At 60.4% G+C, this 21,183-nt stretch carries 22 protein-coding genes; 15 read left to right on the forward strand and 7 right to left on the reverse strand.

Features of this window, described 5'->3' with window-relative positions; genetic code table 11:
* Positions 1–4: 4 nt before the first annotated feature.
* Positions 5–1,627 (reverse strand): ABC-F family ATP-binding cassette domain-containing protein, encoded by a 1,623-nt coding sequence (locus GVK95_RS13980; RefSeq protein WP_159950617.1) that lies wholly within the window; start codon positions 1,625–1,627, stop codon positions 5–7.
* 207 nt (positions 1,628–1,834) lie between these two features.
* Between GVK95_RS13980 and GVK95_RS13985 the strand changes: the two genes are divergently transcribed.
* Positions 1,835–2,251 (forward strand): globin, encoded by a 417-nt coding sequence (locus GVK95_RS13985; protein ID WP_200844286.1) that lies wholly within the window; start codon positions 1,835–1,837, stop codon positions 2,249–2,251.
* Between the two features lie 2 nt (positions 2,252–2,253).
* Positions 2,254–2,625, forward strand: a complete 372-nt coding sequence (locus tag GVK95_RS13990) for a DUF423 domain-containing protein (protein WP_159950619.1) — start codon at positions 2,254–2,256, stop codon at positions 2,623–2,625.
* 40 nt (positions 2,626–2,665) lie between these two features.
* On the opposite strand, the gene GVK95_RS13995 is transcribed toward GVK95_RS13990, so the two are convergent.
* From GVK95_RS13995 to GVK95_RS14005, 3 genes are read right to left on the reverse strand one after another with little or no spacing between them, the layout of a single operon-like run.
* Positions 2,666–3,076, reverse strand: a complete 411-nt coding sequence (locus GVK95_RS13995) for a glyoxalase (protein ID WP_159950621.1) — start codon at positions 3,074–3,076, stop codon at positions 2,666–2,668.
* A 45-nt stretch (positions 3,077–3,121) separates the two neighbouring features.
* Positions 3,122–3,391: a hypothetical protein gene (locus tag GVK95_RS14000; RefSeq protein WP_159950623.1), complete on the reverse strand. Its 270-nt coding sequence runs from the start codon at positions 3,389–3,391 to the stop codon at positions 3,122–3,124.
* On the reverse strand, positions 3,388–3,780 hold the full coding sequence (locus GVK95_RS14005; protein WP_159950625.1) for a DUF2325 domain-containing protein: 393 nt from the start codon (positions 3,778–3,780) through the stop codon (positions 3,388–3,390). Before GVK95_RS14005 ends, GVK95_RS14000 begins: the two co-directional genes overlap by 4 nt.
* 307 nt (positions 3,781–4,087) lie before the next feature.
* Between GVK95_RS14005 and GVK95_RS14010 the strand changes: the two genes are divergently transcribed.
* The 3 genes from GVK95_RS14010 (at position 4,088) to GVK95_RS14020 (ending at position 9,692) form a co-directional block, all read left to right on the forward strand.
* On the forward strand, positions 4,088–5,449 hold the full coding sequence (locus GVK95_RS14010) for an NAD(P)-dependent oxidoreductase (protein WP_159950627.1): 1,362 nt from the start codon (positions 4,088–4,090) through the stop codon (positions 5,447–5,449).
* Positions 5,450–5,472: 23 nt separating this feature from the next.
* Positions 5,473–6,786, forward strand: a complete 1,314-nt coding sequence (gene preA, locus GVK95_RS14015) for an NAD-dependent dihydropyrimidine dehydrogenase subunit PreA (protein ID WP_159950629.1) — start codon at positions 5,473–5,475, stop codon at positions 6,784–6,786.
* A 221-nt stretch (positions 6,787–7,007) separates the two neighbouring features.
* Positions 7,008–9,692 carry an EAL domain-containing protein gene (locus tag GVK95_RS14020; RefSeq protein ID WP_159950631.1) on the forward strand — a complete coding sequence of 895 codons (2,685 nt, stop codon included), beginning with the start codon at positions 7,008–7,010 and terminating at the stop codon, positions 9,690–9,692.
* Here the strand turns inward: GVK95_RS14020 and GVK95_RS14025 are convergent, their stop codons facing one another.
* Complete coding sequence (locus GVK95_RS14025) at positions 9,693–10,334, reverse strand: exopolysaccharide biosynthesis protein (RefSeq protein ID WP_007606208.1); 642 nt, start codon at positions 10,332–10,334, stop codon at positions 9,693–9,695.
* Positions 10,335–10,525: 191 nt separating this feature from the next.
* Here GVK95_RS14025 and GVK95_RS14030 point away from each other — a divergent pair, with 191 nt between their 5' ends.
* Positions 10,526–11,464, forward strand: a complete 939-nt coding sequence (locus GVK95_RS14030) for a DMT family transporter (RefSeq protein ID WP_159950633.1) — start codon at positions 10,526–10,528, stop codon at positions 11,462–11,464.
* On the opposite strand, the gene GVK95_RS14035 is transcribed toward GVK95_RS14030, so the two are convergent.
* Positions 11,465–12,115, reverse strand: coding sequence for a TetR family transcriptional regulator C-terminal domain-containing protein (locus GVK95_RS14035; RefSeq protein ID WP_159950635.1), 651 nt, complete (start codon positions 12,113–12,115; stop codon positions 11,465–11,467).
* A 289-nt stretch (positions 12,116–12,404) separates the two neighbouring features.
* Between GVK95_RS14035 and GVK95_RS14040 the strand changes: the two genes are divergently transcribed.
* The 3 genes from GVK95_RS14040 to hydA all read left to right on the forward strand — a co-directional run bounded on the left by GVK95_RS14040 (position 12,405) and on the right by hydA (position 15,506).
* Positions 12,405–13,658 (forward strand): Zn-dependent hydrolase, encoded by a 1,254-nt coding sequence (locus tag GVK95_RS14040; protein ID WP_159950637.1) that lies wholly within the window; start codon positions 12,405–12,407, stop codon positions 13,656–13,658.
* Between the two features lie 49 nt (positions 13,659–13,707).
* Positions 13,708–13,932, forward strand: coding sequence for a hypothetical protein (locus tag GVK95_RS14045; protein WP_007606194.1), 225 nt, complete (start codon positions 13,708–13,710; stop codon positions 13,930–13,932).
* 119 nt (positions 13,933–14,051) lie between these two features.
* Positions 14,052–15,506 carry a dihydropyrimidinase gene (hydA, locus tag GVK95_RS14050; RefSeq protein WP_159950639.1) on the forward strand — a complete coding sequence of 485 codons (1,455 nt, stop codon included), beginning with the start codon at positions 14,052–14,054 and terminating at the stop codon, positions 15,504–15,506.
* Between the two features lie 299 nt (positions 15,507–15,805).
* On the opposite strand, the gene GVK95_RS14055 is transcribed toward hydA, so the two are convergent.
* Positions 15,806–16,219 (reverse strand): cupin domain-containing protein, encoded by a 414-nt coding sequence (locus GVK95_RS14055; protein WP_159950641.1) that lies wholly within the window; start codon positions 16,217–16,219, stop codon positions 15,806–15,808.
* Between the two features lie 124 nt (positions 16,220–16,343).
* Here GVK95_RS14055 and GVK95_RS14060 point away from each other — a divergent pair, with 124 nt between their 5' ends.
* The 6 genes from GVK95_RS14060 to GVK95_RS14085 all read left to right on the forward strand — a co-directional run bounded on the left by GVK95_RS14060 (position 16,344) and on the right by GVK95_RS14085 (position 20,912).
* Positions 16,344–17,132 (forward strand): ABC transporter ATP-binding protein, encoded by a 789-nt coding sequence (locus GVK95_RS14060; RefSeq protein ID WP_159950643.1) that lies wholly within the window; start codon positions 16,344–16,346, stop codon positions 17,130–17,132.
* 283 nt (positions 17,133–17,415) lie between these two features.
* Positions 17,416–17,799: a DUF559 domain-containing protein gene (locus tag GVK95_RS14065; protein WP_159950645.1), complete on the forward strand. Its 384-nt coding sequence runs from the start codon at positions 17,416–17,418 to the stop codon at positions 17,797–17,799.
* Positions 17,796–18,131 carry a hypothetical protein gene (locus tag GVK95_RS14070; protein ID WP_159950647.1) on the forward strand — a complete coding sequence of 112 codons (336 nt, stop codon included), beginning with the start codon at positions 17,796–17,798 and terminating at the stop codon, positions 18,129–18,131. Before GVK95_RS14065 ends, GVK95_RS14070 begins: the two co-directional genes overlap by 4 nt.
* A 2-nt stretch (positions 18,132–18,133) precedes the next feature.
* A complete protein-coding gene (locus GVK95_RS14075) occupies positions 18,134–19,018 on the forward strand; it encodes an ABC transporter permease (protein WP_159950649.1) in 885 nt (294 codons plus the stop codon).
* The gene (locus GVK95_RS14080; RefSeq protein ID WP_159950651.1) at positions 19,015–19,887 is read left to right on the forward strand and encodes an ABC transporter permease; all 873 of its coding nucleotides are present in this window, start codon (positions 19,015–19,017) and stop codon (positions 19,885–19,887) included. Before GVK95_RS14075 ends, GVK95_RS14080 begins: the two co-directional genes overlap by 4 nt.
* A gap of 32 nt (positions 19,888–19,919) precedes the next feature.
* On the forward strand, positions 19,920–20,912 hold the full coding sequence (locus tag GVK95_RS14085) for an ABC transporter substrate-binding protein (protein WP_159950653.1): 993 nt from the start codon (positions 19,920–19,922) through the stop codon (positions 20,910–20,912).
* Positions 20,913–21,183 lie beyond the last annotated feature (271 nt).

The following is a 21,183-nucleotide window of genomic DNA, read 5'->3' on the forward strand; positions in this document are numbered from 1 at the left end:
CGCGTCAGCTTTTCAGCCCGGGCGCTTCATGACCGGTCCGGGCGACATATTCCGTATAGCCGCCGCCATACTGGAAGATGCCTTCCTGCGTAATTTCCAGTACCCGGTTCGACAATTCCGCCAGAAAGTGGCGATCGTGGCTTACGAACAGCATGGTGCCCTCGTATTGCGACAGCGCCTTGATCAGCATTTCCTTGGTGTCGAGATCAAGGTGGTTGGTCGGCTCGTCGAGGACCAGCAAATTCGGTGGGTCGAACAGCATGATCGCCATGACCAGACGCGCCTTTTCGCCACCCGACAGAACCCGGCAGCGTTTTTCGATATCGTCGCCGGAAAAGCCGAAACAGCCGGCCAGCGCACGCAGCGGTGCCTGCCCTGCCCGCGGGAACGTGCTTTCCAGCGTCTCGAAAATGGTCATTTCGCCATCAAGAATATCCATCGCATGCTGGGCGAAATAGCCCATCTTGACGCTGGCGCCGATCGATACCGTGCCGGTATCCGGTGTGCTGTCACCCGCCACCAGCTTCAAGAGCGTCGACTTTCCGGCGCCGTTGATGCCCATGATGCACCAGCGTTCCTTGCGCCGGACCATGAAGTCGAAGCTGTCATATATGACCTTGTCGCCATACCTCTTCGAGACATTCTTGACGTTGATCACGTCCTCGCCGGAGCGTGGTGCGGGCAGGAATTCGAATGCCACCACCTGGCGGCGCTTCGGCGGCTCGACGCGGTCGATCTTCTCCAGTTTCTTCACCCGGCTCTGCACCTGCGAAGCATGGCTGGCACGCGCCTTGAAGCGCTCGATGAACTTGATTTCCTTGGCCAGCATCGCCTGCTGGCGCTCGAACTGCGCCTGCTGCTGCTTTTCGTTCTGGGCGCGTTGGCCCTCGTAGAACTCGTAGTCGCCGGAATAGCTGTTGAGCTGGCCGGCATCGATCTCGATGATCTTGGTGACGATGCGGTTCATGAACTCGCGGTCATGCGAGGTCATCAGCAGAGCGCCTTCATAGCCTTTCAGGAACTGTTCCAGCCAGATCAGGCTTTCGAGATCCAGATGGTTCGACGGTTCGTCGAGCAGCATCACGTCGGGGCGCATGAGCAGGATGCGGGCGAGTGCCACACGCATCTTCCAGCCACCCGACAGCGCACCGACATCGCCGTCCATCATCGTTTCGCTGAAGCTCAGGCCTGCCAGCACTTCGCGGGCCCGGCCCTCCAGCGCATAGCCGTCCAGTTCTTCGTAGCGCGCCTGCACTTCGCCATAGCGCTCGATGATCTGGTCCATCTCGTCCATGCGGTCGGGATCGACCATGGCAGATTCCAGCTCGCGCAACTCGGCGGCGACTTCGCTCACCGGACCGGCACCGTTCATGACCTCGGCAACAGCACTCAGGCCCGACATTTCGCCGACATCCTGGTTGAAATAGCCGATGGTGATGCCCTTATCGACCGCGACCTGGCCTTCATCGGGCATTTCCTGGCCGGTGATCATGCGAAACAGCGAGGTCTTGCCGGCACCGTTCGGCCCGACGAGACCGATCTTTTCGCCGCGGTTCAAGGCGGCGGATGTCTCGATGAAGAGGATCCGGTGGCTGAGCTGTCTGCTGATGTTTTCAATACGAATCATGATCTGGGGCCCGAAAAGTTACGGCGCCCTTATGTCATGGCCAGCCGGCTCTGTCGCAGTTATTTTGCAGTGCACACCCGGCAGACGCGACGCTTTCCACCGTCATGGTGAACACCGGAGACCAAAACAGGCTGCCTGGAACGGAGCCTGCATATTGACGCACCAACCGCTTCGGCGTTGCCGACCGGTCGGGCAACCGGCTATGGAATGCGGGATGAACGACAGGACAAGAGCGTGAGCGAAGAAACCATAACCCTCTATGAGGCGATCGGCGGTGATGTGACCGTCAAGGCACTGTGCCGGCGCTTCTACGAACTGATGGACACATTGCCAGAAGCCGCTCGCTGCCGGGCGGTGCATCCGCCGGATCTGTCGGGCAGCGAGGAGAAGTTCTACGACTACCTGACCGGCTATCTGGGCGGGCCGCCGATCTACATGGAAAAGCGCGGGCATCCGATGCTGCGCCGCCGTCACTTCGTCGCGGAAATCGGTCCTGTCGAGCGGGATGAATGGCTGCTCTGCTTCCGGCGTGCCATGGACGAGACGATCGCCAACGAAAAGCTTCGCGACATCATCTGGGAGCCGGTCGTGCGGCTTGCCCATCATATGCAGAACAAGGAATAGCCATGTCATTTCTCTCCAATGTGGCCCGATTGCTACCCGTGGCGGCCGGCCTGATCGGCGCAGCCGGCGTGGCGCTGGCCGCAGCCGCCAGCCATGCCGGCGGAGAAGCCCTCCTCCGGCCCGCCTCGACCATATGCCTTGCCCATGCACCGGCGCTTCTGGCGCTCGCGGTCGCCGGCCGGTCAGTGCGGCTGGGCAGCCTTTCGGGCGCAATGATGACTGTCGGAACGCTGCTGTTTGCCGGAGATCTGGTTTCGCGCCAGTTTGCAGGCTCAGGTCTGTTTCCGATGGCAGCGCCCACTGGCGGGCTGACGCTGATCAGCGCATGGCTGCTCCTGGCTGTCGGAGCGATGCTGCCTCGCCGCGCTGACTGAGGCGCCAGCGCGGAGAAGTTCTATCAGCATGTTTCCCGGATCAATGGCAGGCTTCTGCCATCGGGGCGGCGGCGGCACTGGCCAGCACCATCGCGTCGGCAAACATCAGCAGATTTCCATGCGGGTCGCGGACATGGAATCTGACATCATGCATTTGATCGGACGGACGAACTGTCTCGACACCGCGGTCCCGCAAGACGGTGTAGATTTCGCAAATGGCGTTCGATCGGAAGAACACCGAACTGTTCTGGCACTGGAACGGATCGTCGCTCAGCCAGAAATGCAACTCCATCGGACCTTTGCGGATAACGAGGTAATCCTCGCAGTCGGCACCCACCTCTTCAAAGCCGAGATGGGTAACGTAAAAATCGCGTGTTTCTGAAAAATTCAAGGAAGGTAAGATCGGGACAACATCAAAGCTTTTGGTTATCGCTTGATCTGTGCGGCTCATATGGGGTTTTCCCTCTAGGCCCGCGTCGTCACCATCGACGAAAGCCTACATCCCCTGACGTAAGGCGTTTCGCTGCCACTTGGGCGCGGGAAATTCGATAACAAGGGCGGTTGCCCCCGGTGACCTCGCGTAGATGGGCGCTGTCTTGCGATTATGCAAGCCCGGCAAAGTGATGATTTCACATTTCGTCACTTCAATTTTTTGCGAGGCGTTTTTCAGCACTTCGATGAGCTCCGGCAGCAGGCCATCGCCACGCTGCTGGGCCATGCGATGAAGGGCGTTGATGCTGCCCTCGTTGATCCCGTCATTGCTCATGCTTCGGCATTCCTTTCACTCATCGTCTGAAGTGCCCGCTCAAGACTTGATTTCGAGCCATTGCGCAGCGGAATGAAGGTCTTGCCGAACTTCTTGCAACCGCTTTTGACGCGTAGGCACGCGTCATGGCTGATACAGTCGATCGGGCAGAAGACGCAGTCGACCGAGGGCAGCACGGTATCGATCCGCGAAACCGCTTCCCGCAATCCGCCATCGTGATGGATCAGTTCGGCGCCAAAATTTGTGGCGATCTGCCGCAGGTGCGCGACCTGGCAATCCCGCCCGCCGACATAGAGAAAGCTCTTCACTTCGGGCTGCACCCGCACCTTCGGTTTGCTGATCACCTCGGTGGCTGACTTCTTGCCGGCATGCTTCTTCTTTTTCGCCATGTCGTCGCGTCTCCGCTCTTCAGACCCGAGTCGGCAAGACGCCGTCCTCATCCGGGAGCATAGCCATACAAAACATGACAAAAAGAGTAAAGTATATAGTTGAAGGTTTTACTCATGTTTGTCGAGTTTCCGGCAAATCGACAAAACCATCAACCGCGTCAGCTAGATGAACCGTTTGACGATGGTCAAATACCCCATATTTTCCCGGCTATTTTAGCAGATTTTTCAAATTTTTACCGTTTGATAAAACTTTAATCCTGAGTTACGCTTCCCTGCATCGCTTCGAACAAAAAATGAGGGAACTGCGATGCGAAGACTGGAACCGGGCCTGAAGGCCGGGCGGCTTGACGCTGCCGATTATCAGAGAAATTTTACCGACCTGCATCCACGCCTCGGCGAACATGAAGCCCTGGTTGCGTCAGACAGATGCTACTTCTGTCATGACGCGCCGTGCATGACGGCCTGTCCCACCGCCATCGATATCCCGATGTTCATCCGGCAGATATCGACTGGCAATGCGATTGGTTCGGCCAAGACCATTTTCGATCAGAACATCCTCGGCGGCATGTGCGCCCGCGTCTGTCCGACCGAGCAGCTCTGCGAAGAATCCTGCGTGCGCAACACGGCCGAGGAGCGCCCCGTCGAGATCGGCCGCCTGCAGCGTTATGCAACCGATATCGCCATTGACCAGGGCCGCCAGTTCTACACGCCTGCCCCATCTACCGGCAGATCGGTTGCTGTCGTCGGCGCCGGACCGGCAGGTCTCTCCGCCGCCCACCGCCTCGCCCTGCACGGCCATCTGGTCACCATCTACGAAGCGCGCGAAAAGGCCGGCGGCCTTAACGAATACGGCATCGCCGCCTATAAGACGCCGAATGATTTTGCCCAGCGGGAAGTCGACTACATCCTCTCGCTCGGCAATATCGATGTGCTCGACGGCCAGATGCTCGGCCGCGACTTCACCCTGGCCGAACTCCAAGTGAAGCATGACGCGGTTTTCATTGGCGCAGGTCTTGGCAATGTCAACATGCTCAACATCCCCGGCGCGCAGATCAACGGCGTCATGGATGCGGTCGAATTCATCTCCCACCTTCGCCAGGCTGACAGCAAGGCTGATGTCCCGGTCGGTCGCGACGTTGTCGTCATCGGCGGCGGCATGACCGCCATCGACGCAGCGGTCCAGGCCAAGCTGCTTGGCGCTGAAAACGTGACGATCTGCTATCGCCGCGGCAAGGAGCATATGAACGCCTCGACATTCGAGCAGGATCTGGCAGCCTCGAAGGGCGTCCATATCCGCCACTGGCTGCAGCCGAAGGAAGTCGCCCATCACCATGGCCACGTCTCCGCCATCACTTTCGAATATACCCATATCGAAGATGGCATCATGAAAGGGACCGGTCACAAGACCGAGATCAAGTCCGACCAGATCCTGGTCGCGATCGGCCAGAAGCTGGACGGCTACGGCCTCGACGATCTCAGGGTCGACGGCGGCAAGATCGCCATCGACGCAGAGGGCCGCACCTCGATTGCCGGTATCTGGGCTGGCGGCGACTGCGCCACCGGTGGCCAGGACCTGACGGTCTCAGCCGTCGCCATGGGCCGCGACGCGGCCGAAAGCATCAACCGTTCTCTCGCCATGCAGATGGCGGGGGCCAGTGCTGTCGCTTGATCCCGTTTTGAGAGGACAAAACCATGGCTGATCTTCGCAACAATTTCGTCGGCATCAAATCACCGAACCCGTTCTGGCTCGCCTCGGCGCCGCCCACCGACAAGGCCTACAATGTCGAGCGTGCCTTTCGCGCCGGCTGGGGCGGCGTCGTCTGGAAGACGCTGGGTGAAGAAGGCCCCCCGGTTGTCAACGTCAATGGTCCGCGCTACGGCGCGATCTGGGGCGCCGACCGAAGGCTTCTCGGCCTCAACAATATCGAGCTGATCACCGACCGTCCCCTGCAGATCAACCTGCAGGAGATGAAACAGGTCAAGATGAAATGGCCGGACCGCGCCCTGGTCGCCTCGATCATGGTGCCTTGCGAGGAGGCAAGCTGGAAGGCGATCCTGCCGCTGGTCGAGGAAACCGGCGCAGACGGCATCGAGCTCAATTTCGGCTGTCCGCACGGCATGTCCGAACGCGGCATGGGTGCGGCCGTCGGCCAGGTGCCAGAATATATCGAAATGGTCGTGCGCTGGTGCAAGCAGTATAGCCGCATGCCGGTTATCACCAAGCTGACCCCCAACATCGCCGATATCCGCAAGCCGGCCCGCGCCGCAAAATCCGGCGGCACCGATGCCGTGTCGCTGATCAACACGATCAACTCGATCGTCTCGGTCGATCTTGACAACTTCGCCCCCAACCCGACCGTCGGCGGCAAGGGCACCCATGGCGGCTATTGCGGCCCGGCCGTCAAGCCGATCGCGCTGAACATGGTGGCCGAGATCGCCCGCGATCCCGAGACCTACGGCCTGCCGATTTCCGGCATCGGTGGCGTCACTACCTGGCGCGATGCCGCCGAGTTCATGGTATTGGGCGCCGGCAATGTGCAGGTCTGCACCGCCGCCATGACCTATGGCTTCAAGATCGTCGAGGAGATGATCACCGGCCTTTCGGACTGGATGGATGCCAAGGGCCACCGCAACCTCGACGACATCACCGGCCGCGCCGTGCCGAATGTCACCGACTGGCAGTATCTGAACCTCAACTACGTCGCCAAAGCCCATATCGACCAGGATGCCTGCATCAAATGCGGCCGCTGTCACATCGCCTGCGAGGACACCTCGCACCAGGCGATCACTCAGTTCGTCGATGGCGTTCGCAAGTTCGAGGTCATGGAAGACGAATGCGTCGGCTGCAATCTCTGCGTCAACGTCTGTCCGGTCGAGAACTGCATCACCCTGGTCGGGCTTGACGCAGGCGCCCTTGATCAGCGCACCGGAAAACCAGTCGATCCGAACTACGCCAACTGGACGACCCATCCGAACAACCCGATGTCGGTCCAGGCCGCAGAATAGACCTGGACAGTCTTGACGGAGCGTGTCGCAAGGAACGCTCCGTCCCTGCCCCGTCATTGCACAACACACCCAAAACGGGCATTTCATGCGACGCGCGACCTAGGATATTTAAGGTCGATCGATTCAGCAAATTTCAAGGGTTTCGTGAAAATGTGCTCATTTAGCGGAAGCTTCACCACAGGCTGAAGTGGCACTTCCGCGTCACAATGGGGCACTCACATATGGCGGAAAAAATCAGGGATAAAGGTTGGGGGGCGCTCAATGCCGCTCTTCAATACTATGTCCCCGCCATCATTTTGACTGTCGCCGTGGCAATCGCGATGGTCTACGCAGACGATCAGAAGAACCATCTGCATCAGGAAAACATGCGCAGCCGCGTGGCCGAGGAACTGGGATTGATCAGGGCTCGGCTGGAAGGCGGAATTAACGCAAATATACAGCTGGTTCAGGGGCTTATCGCAGTTGTGGAAACGGAGCCGAAGATCGACCAGGCACGCTTCTCAGCGCTGGCTGTCCGCCTCTTCGACACCGAGCACCAATTGCGCCACGTTGCCCTGGCACCCGATCTTGTCGTTCGATTTGCCTATCCCTTGAGCGGCAATGAAAAAGCCATCGGCTTCGACTACCGCCAAAGTGACGCGCAAAGGGAAGTCGCCCTAAGGGTGCGCGACACTGGACGTATGGCCGTCACAGGCCCGATTGACCTTATTCAAGGCGGACGTGGCCTCATGGTCCGCTATCCCGTCGTTGTCCAGAATGGCAAAGGTGCGCGCAGTTTCTGGGGGCTGATGGCAGCTGTCATCGATATCGACAAGCTTTATGAGTATGGCGGCTTGAACTCGGAAAGCCTCGGCATCGAAGTTTCGATCGTCAGCACGCGCGGTGGCACCAGCAACAAGCCGTTCTTCGGTGGCGCCAACGTGTTCCGGGATTCCCCCGTTCTCATGCCCATCAACTTCGGTGACGAGAGCTGGGAAATCGCGGCGCGCCCAAAGGGTGGATGGCAACAGCGAGCCTCAGACGAATGGACTTTCCGTACGCTCATGGCGCTTGTCGGCGCGATGATTGTCGGACCCGTCGTCTGGGTTGTCCGTCTGCTACGGGAGCGGCAGGCCAATATCGCGGCCCTGCGCCAGCGCGAGAGCGAACTGAACGCAATCTCCCACCGGCTCGACCTCGCCCTGACCGCCTCCGGCATCGGCATCTGGAACGTGGATCTGGATACCGGCGAACTGACATGGGACAATCGAGTACGCCAACTCTACGGGCTGGGCGAAGGGCCGGACAGTTCGCTGGAAACCTGGCATACCCTTCTCCATCCTGACGATCTCGAAGTTTCCGAGCGAAACTTCAAGAAGGCCGTGCTCCGCGACCGAGATTATGTTGCCGAATTCAGGATTATCCGTCCGGACGGCGAAATTCGCCACATCCGCACCTTCGGCACGCATTACCGAGACAGTGAAAACCGCAGGAAGATGGTGGGCGTGAATTGGGACGTCACCGCTGACATCCTTCTGCAGCAGGATCTCCGCGACGCACAGCGCCAGACCGAACAGCAGAACGAGGCGCTGGAGAGCGCCCGCCGGCACATGGAGCACAACTCCCTTCATGATGCCCTGACCGGATTGCCCAACCGCCGCTATCTCGATCAGCATATTGCCGCAATCGACAAGCTTGAACACGCCGAGAACAGGTTGACCGTCTTGCACATGGACCTCGATCGCTTCAAGGATATCAACGATACGCTGGGTCACGGGGCCGGCGACGCCATGCTGCGCCATGTCGCCGAAAGCTTGCGCCTCAACGTGCGCGACGGCGATTTCGTCGCACGCATCGGCGGCGACGAATTTGTCATCGTCTGCTTCAGCCGGCTTGGCGAGGAGCAGTATCTGGAGATGGGGCGCCGTCTGATCAGCGCGATCAATACGCCGATCACCTATGAGGGCCATGAGTGCCGGGTCGGAGCATCAATCGGTGTGGCCACCAAGACCGACAGGCACTCGGCGGTCGCGCAACTGCTGGTCAATGCGGACATCGCCCTGTATGAGGCCAAGCGCCGCGGCCGCAATCGCGTGGAACGCTTCAGCGATCAGCTTCGCGCTCACACCGTGAACACCAAGAAAACCGCCGATGCCATCCTGCGCTCGCTGGCGGCAGAAGAATTCATTCCCTACTTCCAGCCCCAGTTCGATGCCCACACCCTGGAAATCAACGGTGTCGAGGCGTTGGCTCGCTGGCAGCATCCGCAACGCGGCATCCTGGCACCGCACGCCTTCCTCGATATCGCCGAAAGTCTCAACGTCGTCTCGCAGATCGACGCAACCATCCTCGATCAGGCTTTATTCCAACTCACCCGCTGGCGCGCCAACGAGCTTGGCGTTGAACGGGTCTCCGTCAACATCTCGGCACAGCGCCTGTTTGAGGAAACATTGCTCGAACGGCTCGACGCGCTCACGCTCGAGCCCGGCAGCCTGTCGTTCGAACTGCTGGAATCGATCTCATTCGACGACAAGGGCGATGCGATCGCCCAGAGCATCGACCGTATCCGAGCCTATGGCATCGATATCGAAATCGATGATTTCGGCACCGGCTACGCATCGATCCTCAGCCTGGTCAAGCTTTCCCCGAGCCGACTGAAGATAGACCGGCAGCTGACCGCGCCGATCGTCACCAATGTGGCCCAGCGCCGCCTGATCAGCTCGATTGTCGATATTGGCCGGTCCCTGGGCATCGGTATCGTGGCCGAAGGCGTCGAGACCATGGAGCATGCCGCGATCTTGCGCGATCTCGGTTGCCATACGCTTCAAGGCTACGCCCTCGCACGACCAATGAGTGGCGACGCTTTCATCGATTTTGCCCGCAAGCACGCGCAGGAGCGCAAAGACCTGTTGCTCAGCCGCGCCTGATCAGCCGCCGAGCAGGTTGAGGCTCTGGCCCGCAGCATAGGCCGCATAGGCGAGCCCGCCGAAATAAACCAGCGTCAGCAGCGTCAGCAGATAACCACCGGCAACCACCAGACCGTCACGCTGGGAAATACCGGCCGACAGCAGCAAGATCGCGACACCCGGCAGGGTGTTGGAAAACGGAATGAAGCTAAGCGGCATCATCAGCAGCGCGCCGGCCCCCGTTAGCGTCAGGCCGTTCAGACGGTTCATCACGACGCCGGTTGTCAACAGCGAGACGCGTGGTCGGATGAAACGGTCCAGCCGTCGCAAAACGTTGACGCCGCGCTCCAGCACCGGCACCAGCTTGCGGCTCTCCAGCCGGCGGTCGACCAGCTTTTCCGGCAGCCACGGCAGGCGATTGAATGTGATGGCGATACCAATCAGCACGATCCCGGCCCCGAACACCGTCGAGACACCTGGAATCGAAACAGGAAACAGGAATGGCAGCGACAGCAGGCCACACAGCAGCAACAGACCGCTCTCGCCCATTTCGGCAAGGATCTCGCGCAGGGTCACATGCTCGCCGCGAATGGAATTGATCACGCCTTGCAGAACGTCGCTGGTCTTGCGGGTGGTATCGCTGAAGCCGATCGTCGTTGTCATGGCATCCACTTTCGATTAACTGGCAGGTGTGTGTCGGGATGGGGCGGAATGCGTCGATCCAATCGACGCTTCAATTGGCGCTCCGTCGCAAATGAATGAGAAAGACGGCCTGGTCAAGCCTTCGCCCAGTGGAGGAGAACAGCCGGAAAAGGGCGAACACGCTTTCGCCGAGCATGCCCGCAGGAATGGAAATGTCTGAAAACACAGTCGAAAACGCCTCCCCGAACAAACATTCCATTCATGCCAAAGGTCGCGAAAAGCTGCTTGCCCACGCCGGAATGATGCTCTTTGCGGCGTTGATTGCCGGCTCCTTCTCCTTCGGTGGCATAGCGGCTCAATCCATGGATGCCGGACCCCTGACCCTCTGGCGCTACCTTCTCACCGTGATCGTCATGGGCATCATGGCATTCGGCATCTTCAAGGCGCCTTTCCAGTTTCCGAAAGAGCCCTGGCGCTTCGTCATCCTCGGCGGCCTGATCGCTATCTACATGCTGACCATGTTCACCGCCCTGGAATTCACCAGCCCTGTCCAGACCGGCGCCGTCTTCACGCTGATGCCGCTGATCAGCGCCGGCTTTGCTTTCTTCCTGTTGCGCCAGCCGACACGTCCGGGCGTTCTGGCGGCGCTTATCATCGCGGCCCTGGGTGCGATCTGGGTCATTTTCCGCGCCGATGTCGGTGCCATGCTGGCCTTTGACGTCGGTCGCGGCGAGCTGATCTATTTCGTCGGTGTCATCGGGCATGCCGCCTATGTGCCGCTGATCCGCAAGTTCGGCCGCGGCGAACATCCGGTCGCCTTTGGCTTCTGGGTGACGGTGTTCACCGTGCCGTGGCTCCTGCCGACCGGCGCGCTACCGCTGATCGAAACAGACTTTTCCACGCTGCCGCTGAGCGTCTGGGCGACGGTCGCCTATCTCGCGGTCGTCACGACTGCGATCACCTTCATGTTGCTGCAATATGCATCAACACGGCTTCCGGCTGCCAAAGTGCTCGGCTACGGCTATCTCACACCAACCTCGGTGATTATTCTTGAGGGGTTGATCGGCCACGGCTGGGCGAGCCCGGCCGTCTTTGCCGGCGCACTTGTAACGGCCGGCGGCCTGCTCGTCATGGGACTGCTGAAGGACTGATCAGGCGTTCCTGTCGCCGAGGATCAGGCCACTGACGAACAGCTTTTCCAGAAATTGCGCGGCGGCCTCGAAACGATCGACGCCGTCACGGCCGCTGCCAAGCACCGCCCTCACCTGAACGTCGAAATCGGCGTAGTGCTGCGTGGTCGACCAGATCGAGAAAATCATGTGATAGGGGTCGCAGTCGCGCACCTTGCCGGCCGCGATCCAGGCCCGGATCACCTCGGCCTTTTCGTCGACCAGCTCCTTCAGCTGCCCTTCGAGAAGGCCTTCAATATGTGGCGCCCCCTGCAAGATCTCATTGGCGAACAGCCGGCTCTCGCGCGGAAAGTCGCGCGCCATTTCCAGCTTGCGGCGGATATAGGAGCGGATTTCCTCCTCGGGGTCTCCCTCGGCATCGAACGCCTGCAATGGCTCCAGCCAGTTTTCCAGCACCCGATCGATCAACGCCCGGTGCATCGTGTCCTTGGTCCGGAAATAGTAGAGCAGGTTCGGTTTCGACATACCTGCCACCTCGGCGATCTGATCGATCGTCGAGCCATGAAAGCCACGCTGCGAAAAGACTTCGAGCGCCGCCTCGAGGATAAGCTCCTCTTTCTCTTCCTGAATGCGCGTTCGCCTCTGGGTCTGTGCCGCTCTCGGTATCGCCATCTTTTAGGTGTTCCCGCCTAACATCTTGAAGTCACTCGACAATATTGGCGCACATTTTCTGTGCAACTGCCCGGTTTTTTGTCGCAAATTTTTCCGATTTTCGTCTTGAGTGCCGCGATGGAAGCTGTAATGTTTTACCAGTCGGTCAAATTATTGGACAGATGCCGGACAAAGGCAACTACCGATACGACAGCGGTAAAAAACAAATAACAATCGCAGCCGTTGACCGGGGGAAAGAAGAGGCCAGACGCAAGATCCGGCTTCCGATAAACAGGTGAGGATCTAGATCATGACGGCTCAACCCGGCGTAAACCTGCGCGTAAACGGCGACCGGCTGTGGGACATGCTGATGGACATGGCGAAGATCGGCCCGGGCATTGCCGGCGGCAACAATCGCCAGACGCTGACGGATGAGGATGCTGTCGGACGGTCATTGTTTCAGACGTGGTGCGAAGCGGCCGGCATGACCATGGCCGTCGACAAGATGGGCACCATGTTCGCCACGCGCGCGGGTACCGATCCCGACGCCCTGCCTGTTTATGTCGGCAGCCATCTCGACACCCAGCCGACTGGCGGCAAGTATGACGGCGTACTGGGCGTGCTGGCAGCGCTTGAAGTCGTCCGCTCGATGAACGATCTGGGCATCCAGACAAAGCACCCGATCGTCGTCACCAACTGGGCCAATGAAGAAGGCGCGCGTTTTGCCCCGGCCATGCTGGCTTCCGGCGTCTTTGCCGGCGTGCACACACTCGACTATGCCTATGGCCGCAAGGATCCGGATGGCAAAACTTACGGCGACGAGCTGAAGCGCATCGGCTGGCTGGGCGAGGAGGAAGTCGGCGCGCGGCGGATGCATGCCTATTTCGAATATCATATCGAACAGGGCCCGATCCTTGAGGCTGAAGACAGGCAGATCGGCGTCGTCACCCATTGCCAGGGGCTGTGGTGGTTGGAATTCACCCTGACCGGCCGAGAGGCGCATACCGGCTCGACCCCGATGAACCTGCGCGTCAATGCCGGTCTTGCCATGGCCCGCATCATGGAAATGGTCCAGACGGTTGCCATGAGCGAACAACCCGGCGCCGTCGGCGGCGTTGGCCAGGTGAAGTTCTCGCCCAATTCGCGCAATGTTCTGCCCGGCACCGTCGTCTTCACCGTCGACATCCGCACGCCCTCCCAGGAAAAGCTCGATCGCATGCGTGCCAAGATCGAGGCAGAGGCAGCGACAATCTGCGAAACGCTCGGTGTCGGCTGTTCGGTCGAGGCCGTCGGCCATTTCGATCCCGTCACCTTCGACCCGAAGCTCGTCGCCTCCGTCCGCAAGGCGGCGGAAGATCTCGGCTACAGCCACATGGACATCATTTCCGGCGCCGGCCACGACGCCTGCTGGGCCGCCAAGGTCGCACCATCAACCATGATCATGTGCCCCTGCGTCGGCGGTTTGTCGCACAACGAAGCCGAGGAGATCTCCAAGGACTGGGCCACGGCAGGAGCCGACGTGCTGCTGCGCGCGGTGCTGGAGACTGCGGAGATTGTCGGGTGAACACTTCGGCGTTATATTGGGTTGTGCAAGGTCCGATGGAGCATCGATCATGTCCTCGTCTGCCGACAATCTGGTCCTCGAACACCTGCGCGCAATCCGCGGCAAGATGGATCGCCTCTCCGACGACATGTCGGAGGTCAAAGCGCGCCTCGGCGTCCTCGAATACCAGGTCGGTGGCCTCACAGCCCAGAATGCCGGTTTCTCCAATCGGCTCGATCGGTTGGACGATCGCCTTTCCCGCATTGAACAGCGGCTCGATCTGGTCGAGGTATAAATCGACGTCGCACGGGGCTTCTCCCGAGCACATGCTGAACATCCACTAGATGGCACGACGCGGCGCAACAGCACCGTGAACGGTGCCGCCGTCTTGAAAAACGAGAGGGAGAGCAGGCAATGACCACAGTCATCAAGAACGGCACCATCGTCACCGCCGATCTCACCTACAAGGCCGACGTCAAGATCGACGCTGGCGTGATCGTCGAGATAGGCCCAAACCTCACTGGCGACACCGTGCTCGACGCCACCGGCTGTTACGTCATGCCGGGCGGCATCGACCCGCATGTGCATCTCGAAATGCCGTTCATGGGCACCTATTCGGCGGATGATTTCGAAAGCGGCACCCGTGCCGGTCTTGCCGGCGGCACCACCATGGTCGTCGATTTCTGTCTTCCGGCACCGGACCAGTCTCTGCTGGAAGCCTTGCAGATGTGGGACAACAAGACGTCGCGCGCCAATGCTGACTATTCCTTCCACATGGCGATCACCGGCTGGAACGAGCGCGTCTTCGACGAGATGAAAACGGTCGTTCAGGACAAAGGCATCAACACCTTCAAGCACTTCATGGCCTACAAGGGTGCACTGATGGTCAACGACGACGAGATGTTCGCCTCGTTTTCGCGCTGCGCAGAGCTTGGCGCCCTGCCGCTCGTCCACGCAGAAAACGGCGACGTCGTTGCCGCCATGACCGCCAAGCTGATGGCCGAGGGCAATACCGGCCCCGAGGCGCATGCCTATTCCCGCACGCCAGAAGTCGAGGGCGAAGCGACCAACCGCGCCATCATGCTGGCCGACATGGCCGGCGTACCGCTCTATGTTGTGCACACCTCCTGCGAACAGGCGCATGAAGCGATCCGCCGCGCGCGCCAGAAGGGTATGCGCGTCTATGGCGAGCCGCTGATCCAGCACCTGACGCTCGACGAAAGCGAATATTTCGACAAGGACTGGGACCACGCCGCCCGCCGTGTCATGTCGCCGCCCTTCCGCAACAAGCAGCATCAGGACAGTCTCTGGGCCGGCCTGCAGTCCGGCTCGCTCTCGGTCGTCGCCACCGACCACTGCGCCTTCACCACCGAGCAGAAACGCTTCGGCCTCGAAAGCTTCGCCAAGATCCCGAACGGCACCGGCGGCCTGGAAGACCGCATGCCGATGCTGTGGACCTACGGTGTCGCGACCGGCCGCCTGACGATGAACGAATTCGTCGCGGTCACCTCGACCAACATCGCCAAGATCCTCAACATCTACCCGAAAAAGGGTGCCGTTCTTGTCGGTGCCGATGCCGACCTCGTCGTCTGGGATCCGAAGCGCTCGAAGACGATTTCGGCCAAGACCCAGCAGTCGTCGATCGACTACAACGTCTTCGAAGGAAAGCAGGTCACTGGTCTACCGCGCTACACGCTCACCCGCGGTCATGTCGCGATCGAGGAAGGAACGGTGAAAACGCAAGAAGGCCACGGCCAGTTCGTCCGGCGCGAACCGTTCACAGCGGTCAACAAGGCGCTTTCGACCTGGAAGGAACTTGTGGCACCGCGCAAGGTCGAGCGATCAGGCATTCCGGCGACGGGGGTGTGATAGAACCGATGTCGCTGGCGCGCGGTGTTCCCCCCCTCTGCCCTGCCGGGCATCTCCCCCACAAGGGGGGAGATCGGGTGCGGCTGGGCAGTCGCTCCAACCGACAGACCGGAGGATCATGCTGCGTCAGGCAGCTTATCCAAGCGGCAGAACATTTGCGGGGTCCGATCTCCCCCCGTGTGGGGGAGATGTCCGGCAGGACAGAGGGGGGTGCCTCGGGCACTGTCGTAAAATCAGAAAAACAGCACCCTCATCAGTACCCACGCTCCACCGTCTCCCCGCTGCGGAGAAGGCGACACTCACACCTCCACCAATCCCTCCAGCTCCGGCAAAAGCACAACACTCTCCTGCTCGTTCGGATCGGTACGCGCGATGATCGCCGTGCACGGTGCGTTCGACAGGTTGGCCGGCAGATGCGGCACGCCGGCGGGAATGTAGAACAGCTCGCCGGCATGCACGACGACATGATTTTCCAGCCGCTCGCCATACCAGGTATGGGCCTGGCCGGAGAGCATGTAGATCGCCGTCTCGTGGCTCTCGTGCAGATGCGCCTTGGCGCGCGCGCCGGGTGGCATGGTGAGGATATGCATGCAGATCCCCTTGGCCCCGACCGTCTCGGCCGCAATGCCTTCGAAATAGCTCAAGCCCTGCTTGCCTTCATAGGTATGGCCGGGCTTCACAAGGCGACAGGTGGGCTTTGATGACGTGTCCATGGTCTGCTCCTCATCCATCGCGCGACAGGGTCGCGATCCCGTTTTCGCCGTCTCCGGGCGGCATCATCATGACAGCATGCAAGAGCCTTCCAGGCTTTGCAACAAACCCGAATGGTCCCAACGCATGAATGCTCCCATCTCCGTCGTGTCAGCCAGGGACCTCAGTCTCACCTTCGAGACCAATGACGGACCCGTGCACGCCCTGTCGAATGTCGATCTCGAGGTGAAGAAGGGCGATTTCGTCTCCTTCATCGGCCCGTCCGGCTGCGGCAAGACGACTTTCCTGCGCGTCATCGCCGACCTCGAGAAACACACGAGCGGCGCGATCACCGTCAACGGCATGACGCCGGAAGAGGCCCGCAAGGCGCGTTCTTACGGCTATGTCTTCCAGGCCGCAGCCCTCTATCCCTGGCGCACGATCGAGAAGAACATCGCCCTGCCGCTCGAAATCATGGGCTACAGCGCCGGGGAGAAGAAGAAGCGCATCGCGCAGACGCTGGATCTCGTCAACCTTGGCGGCTTCGCCAAGAAATACCCCTGGCAGCTCTCCGGCGGCATGCAGCAACGCGCCTCGATCGCCCGCGCGCTCGCCTTCGATGCAGACCTGCTGCTGATGGATGAACCCTTCGGCGCACTCGACGAAATCGTCCGCGACCATCTGAATTCCGAACTGCTGAAACTCTGGGAGCGCACCAACAAGACGATCTGCTTCGTCACCCATTCGATCCCGGAAGCCGTCTATCTCTCGACCAAGATCGTCGTCATGAGCCCGAGGCCGGGCCGCGTCACCGATATCATCGAGTCGACCCTGCCGAAGGAGCGCCCGCTCGAGATCCGCGAAACCCCGGAGTTTCTGGAAATAGCCCAGCGCGTCCGCGAAGGCCTGAAGGCGGGGCATAGCTATGAAGAATAGTGTGCGGACTAGGGAGAAGACCCCTCCCCAACCCCTCCCCACAAGGGGGAGGGACTTTGGCGCCCGCGGCATTTCGTTTCCCCAGCCACTAACCATGCCACAGTTGGTAGCTCATACAGCTTCACTCGTGGAAACTACCTCAACCTTCCTGTTGACGCACCAGATGCAACGGCAGCGGAGGTTCTCCTTCAGCACGAGGGCGGCGGTAAAGCCCCTCCCCCTTGTGGGGAGGGGTTGGGGAGGGGAAACCGCTTGCTCCCATATCGATGGAAGGCACAATCCAATGCCGCATTCCAACATCGACCCAAAGACCCGCAAACGCGCACGCACGCTACGCACAGAATTGACTAAAGCCGAGCGCGAAATGTGGGACATTCTGCGCGACTTCCGCCCGCGCGGCGCACGCTTCCGCCGGGAAACGCCGATTGGCCCTTATATCGCAGACTTCGCATGGCTTGCAGCGCGCATAGTCGTCGAGGTCGACGGTGACAGCCATGAAACCGATGCGGGCCGTAAACATGATCTGCGTCGGGACGCGTTCATGACATCACAAGGTTTCAAGGTTCTTCGCTTCGACAACGATTTGGTGATCGACAATCCAGATCATGTTTTTCTGACAATCGAAGCCTCCATCGCACATCTACTGAAGGAGGCACCCTCCCCATGAACCCTGCCTTCCTCATCTGGCTAGGCGCAGCCATGGCAACATTCCTCGCAGCCGCCACCGTGTCGCGCGCCTATGTCTCGAACAACAATCTCTGGGTGCTTGCCGCCTCTCTCGTCCTCTATTGCCTCGGCAATCTGATGATGGTGAAACTGATGCGCGAAGGCGGCCTGGGCATGGCGATCTCGGCCTCGGCTATCGCACAACTGGTACTGATCAACGTCATTGCCTTCTTCCTGTTCGGCGAACGCCTCAGCACCATCCAGATGGCCGGCGTCGCCCTTGGCGTCGTCTCCATGGCGCTGATGCTCTATCCGGCCAAGGGAGGCGTGTGATCATGCAGGCGCCTTCCTTTTTCCGCGACCGCATCCTGCCCGTGCTCACCGTGCTGCTGGTCATCCTGGTGATCTGGCATGTCATGGTCATCTATCTCAATGCGCCCTTCGTCCGCGACCAGGCCGCCCGCGCCGGCGAGACGATCACCTTCGGCCAGATCGTCGAGCGCACGTTTGCCCAGGACCGCCCGGTCCTCCCGGCACCGCACCAGATCATCGCCGAGCTTTGGGACACGACCATCAACAAGGCCGTGACCTCCAAGCGTAGCCTCGTCTACCATGCCTGGATAACGCTATCGGCGACGCTGGCAGGCTTCGGCATGGGCACTGTGCTCGGCATCGTGCTTGCCATCGCCATCGTGCACAACCGCGCCATGGACCGCTCTCTGATGCCGTGGGTGATTGCCTCCCAGACCATCCCGATCCTCGCAGTGGCGCCGATGATCATCGTCGTGCTCAATTCGATCGGCGTTTCCGGCCTGATGCCGAAGGCACTGATCTCGACCTATCTGTCCTTCTTCCCGATCGTCGTCGGCATGGTGAAAGGCCTGCGCAGCCCGGAGACCCAACTGCTCGACCTGATGCACACCTATCATGCCAGCCCGGGCCAGACATTCTGGAAGCTGCGCTGGCCTGCCTCCATGCCCTATCTCTTCACCTCGCTGAAGGTCGCGATCGCCATCTCGCTGGTCGGCGCCATCGTCGGCGAATTGCCGACCGGCGCAGTGGCCGGTCTCGGCGCCCGCCTGCTGTCTGGCTCCTACTATGGCCAGACGATCCAGATCTGGGCGGCTCTGTTCATGGCGGCGGGGCTTGCCGCGCTGCTGGTCTCGATCGTCGGACTTGCCCATACACGGGTCTTGAAGCGCATGGGGGTCAAGCCATGACCATGACCGGTTATCTCGTCTTCGCCGTCCTGTTCTGGCTCGGTGCCTGGGCGCTCAACGAATGGCTGGTCCGCCAGCACCCGAAAAGACTGGCAACGCGCCGCGCAATCGGCATCGCCGTGCCGGTCATCTTTGGCATCACGCTGCTGGTCATCTGGGAATGCGTCGTCCGCGGCTTCAACATTCCCTCGATCCTGCTGCCGGCCCCCTCGGTGATCTGGGCCCGCATCATCAGTTCGACCCCGATCCTCTGGGCCGATTTCCGTCAGACCTTCCTCAAATCCGTCATCACCGGCTACATTGCCGGCTGCGGCCTGGGCTTTGTCGTGGCCCTTTTGATCGATCGCTCGCCCTTCCTGCAGAAGGGGCTGCTGCCGATCGGCAATTTCGTCTCCGCCCTGCCCGTCGTCGGCATCGCCCCGATCATGGTCATGTGGTTCGGCTTCGACTGGCCGTCCAAGGTCGCCGTCGTCGTCATCATGACCTTCTTCCCGATGCTGGTGAACACCGTGCAGGGACTGGCGGCAGCCAGCCATATGGAGCGCGACCTGATGCGCACCTATGCCGCAAGCTGGTGGCAGACGCTGATCCGGTTGCGCCTGCCCGCGGCATGGCCTTTCATCTTCAACGCCTTGAAGATCAATTCGACGCTGGCGCTGATCGGCGCCATCGTGGCAGAGTTTTTCGGCACCCCGATCGTCGGCATGGGGTTCCGGATTTCCACGGAAGTGGGGCGTAGCAATGTCGACATGGTCTGGGCCGAGATTGCTGTTGCAGCACTCGCCGGCTCGATCTTCTACGGCTTGGTGGCACTCGCAGAACGCGCGGTCACCTTCTGGCATCCGTCCGTCCGTGGTGGCCGGGCGTAAAACAAGACCTAACAAAAAAAGAGGGAACTGAAATGACTATCAAACTCGCATCCATGCTGCTGGCTGCAGCCGTCTCGCTGACGGCCATGCAGGCAGCCGCCGCCGACAAGGTCACGCTGCAGCTGAAATGGGTCACCCAGGCCCAGTTTGCCGGCTACTACGTCGCCAAGGACAAGGGCTTTTTCGAAGAGGAAGGCCTCGATGTCGAAATCAAGCCGGGTGGTCCGGACATCGCGCCGCCGCAGGTTCTCGCCGGTGGCGGCGCCGACGTCATCGTCGACTGGATGCCATCTGCTCTGGCCACCCGCGAAAAAGGCGTTCCGCTCGTCAACATCGCCCAGCCGTTCAAGTCCTCGGGTATGATGCTGACCTGCCTCAAGGAAACCGGCATCACCAAGCCGGAAGACTTCAAGGGCAAGACGCTCGGCGTCTGGTTCTTCGGCAACGAATATCCGTTCCTGTCCTGGATGGGCACGCTCGGCATCAAGACCGATGGCTCCGAAGGCGGCGTGACCGTCCTCAAGCAGGGCTTCAACGTTGATCCGCTGCTGCAGAAGCAGGCCGCCTGCATCTCCACCATGACCTACAACGAATACTGGCAGGTCATCGATGCCGGTATCAAGGCGGAAGACCTCGTCACCTTCAAGTACGAAGACGAAGGCGTGGCCACGCTGGAAGACGGTCTCTACGTGCTCGAAGACAAGCTCGCCGACCCGGCCTTCAAGGAAAAGATGATCAAGTTCGTCCGCGCTTCGATGAAGGGCTGGAAATATGCCGAAAGCAACCCGGATGAAGCGGCTGAAATCGTGCTCGAAAACGATGCCTCGGGCGCCCAGACCGAAGTCCACCAGAAGCGCATGATGGGTGAGATCGCCAAGTTGACGGCTGGTTCGAATGGCGCGCTCGACAAGGCCGCCTATGAACGCACAGTCAAGACCCTTCTCGGCGGCGGCTCGGACCCGGTGATCACCAAGGAGCCGACTGGCGCCTTCACCACCGAGATCACCGATGCCGCTCTCAAGTAGGGCCTAGTTTATAGACAAAGCACGGGGCCTCGGCCCCGTGCAACCCAAAAAACATAAGCATTACATACATTTCACAGCTGCAAAAGCTGGCAAATCGGCAACACCAGGCCGCCTCCTCAAACATTTGTCCATATTCGGCGACGAATATCGCTGGACAAGCCTTGCAGGTGGTTTTTCCATCACCACCTGTTGCCACGCAGCATTTTGAGGCATGATAAAGTTCAGCAGAGCCGCGGCGCCGCCAAATGGCCATATCGCACCGGCAGTGAGC

This window comes from Rhizobium sp. 18065 (assembly GCF_902706095.1).
Lineage (GTDB): Bacteria > Pseudomonadota > Alphaproteobacteria > Rhizobiales > Rhizobiaceae > Allorhizobium.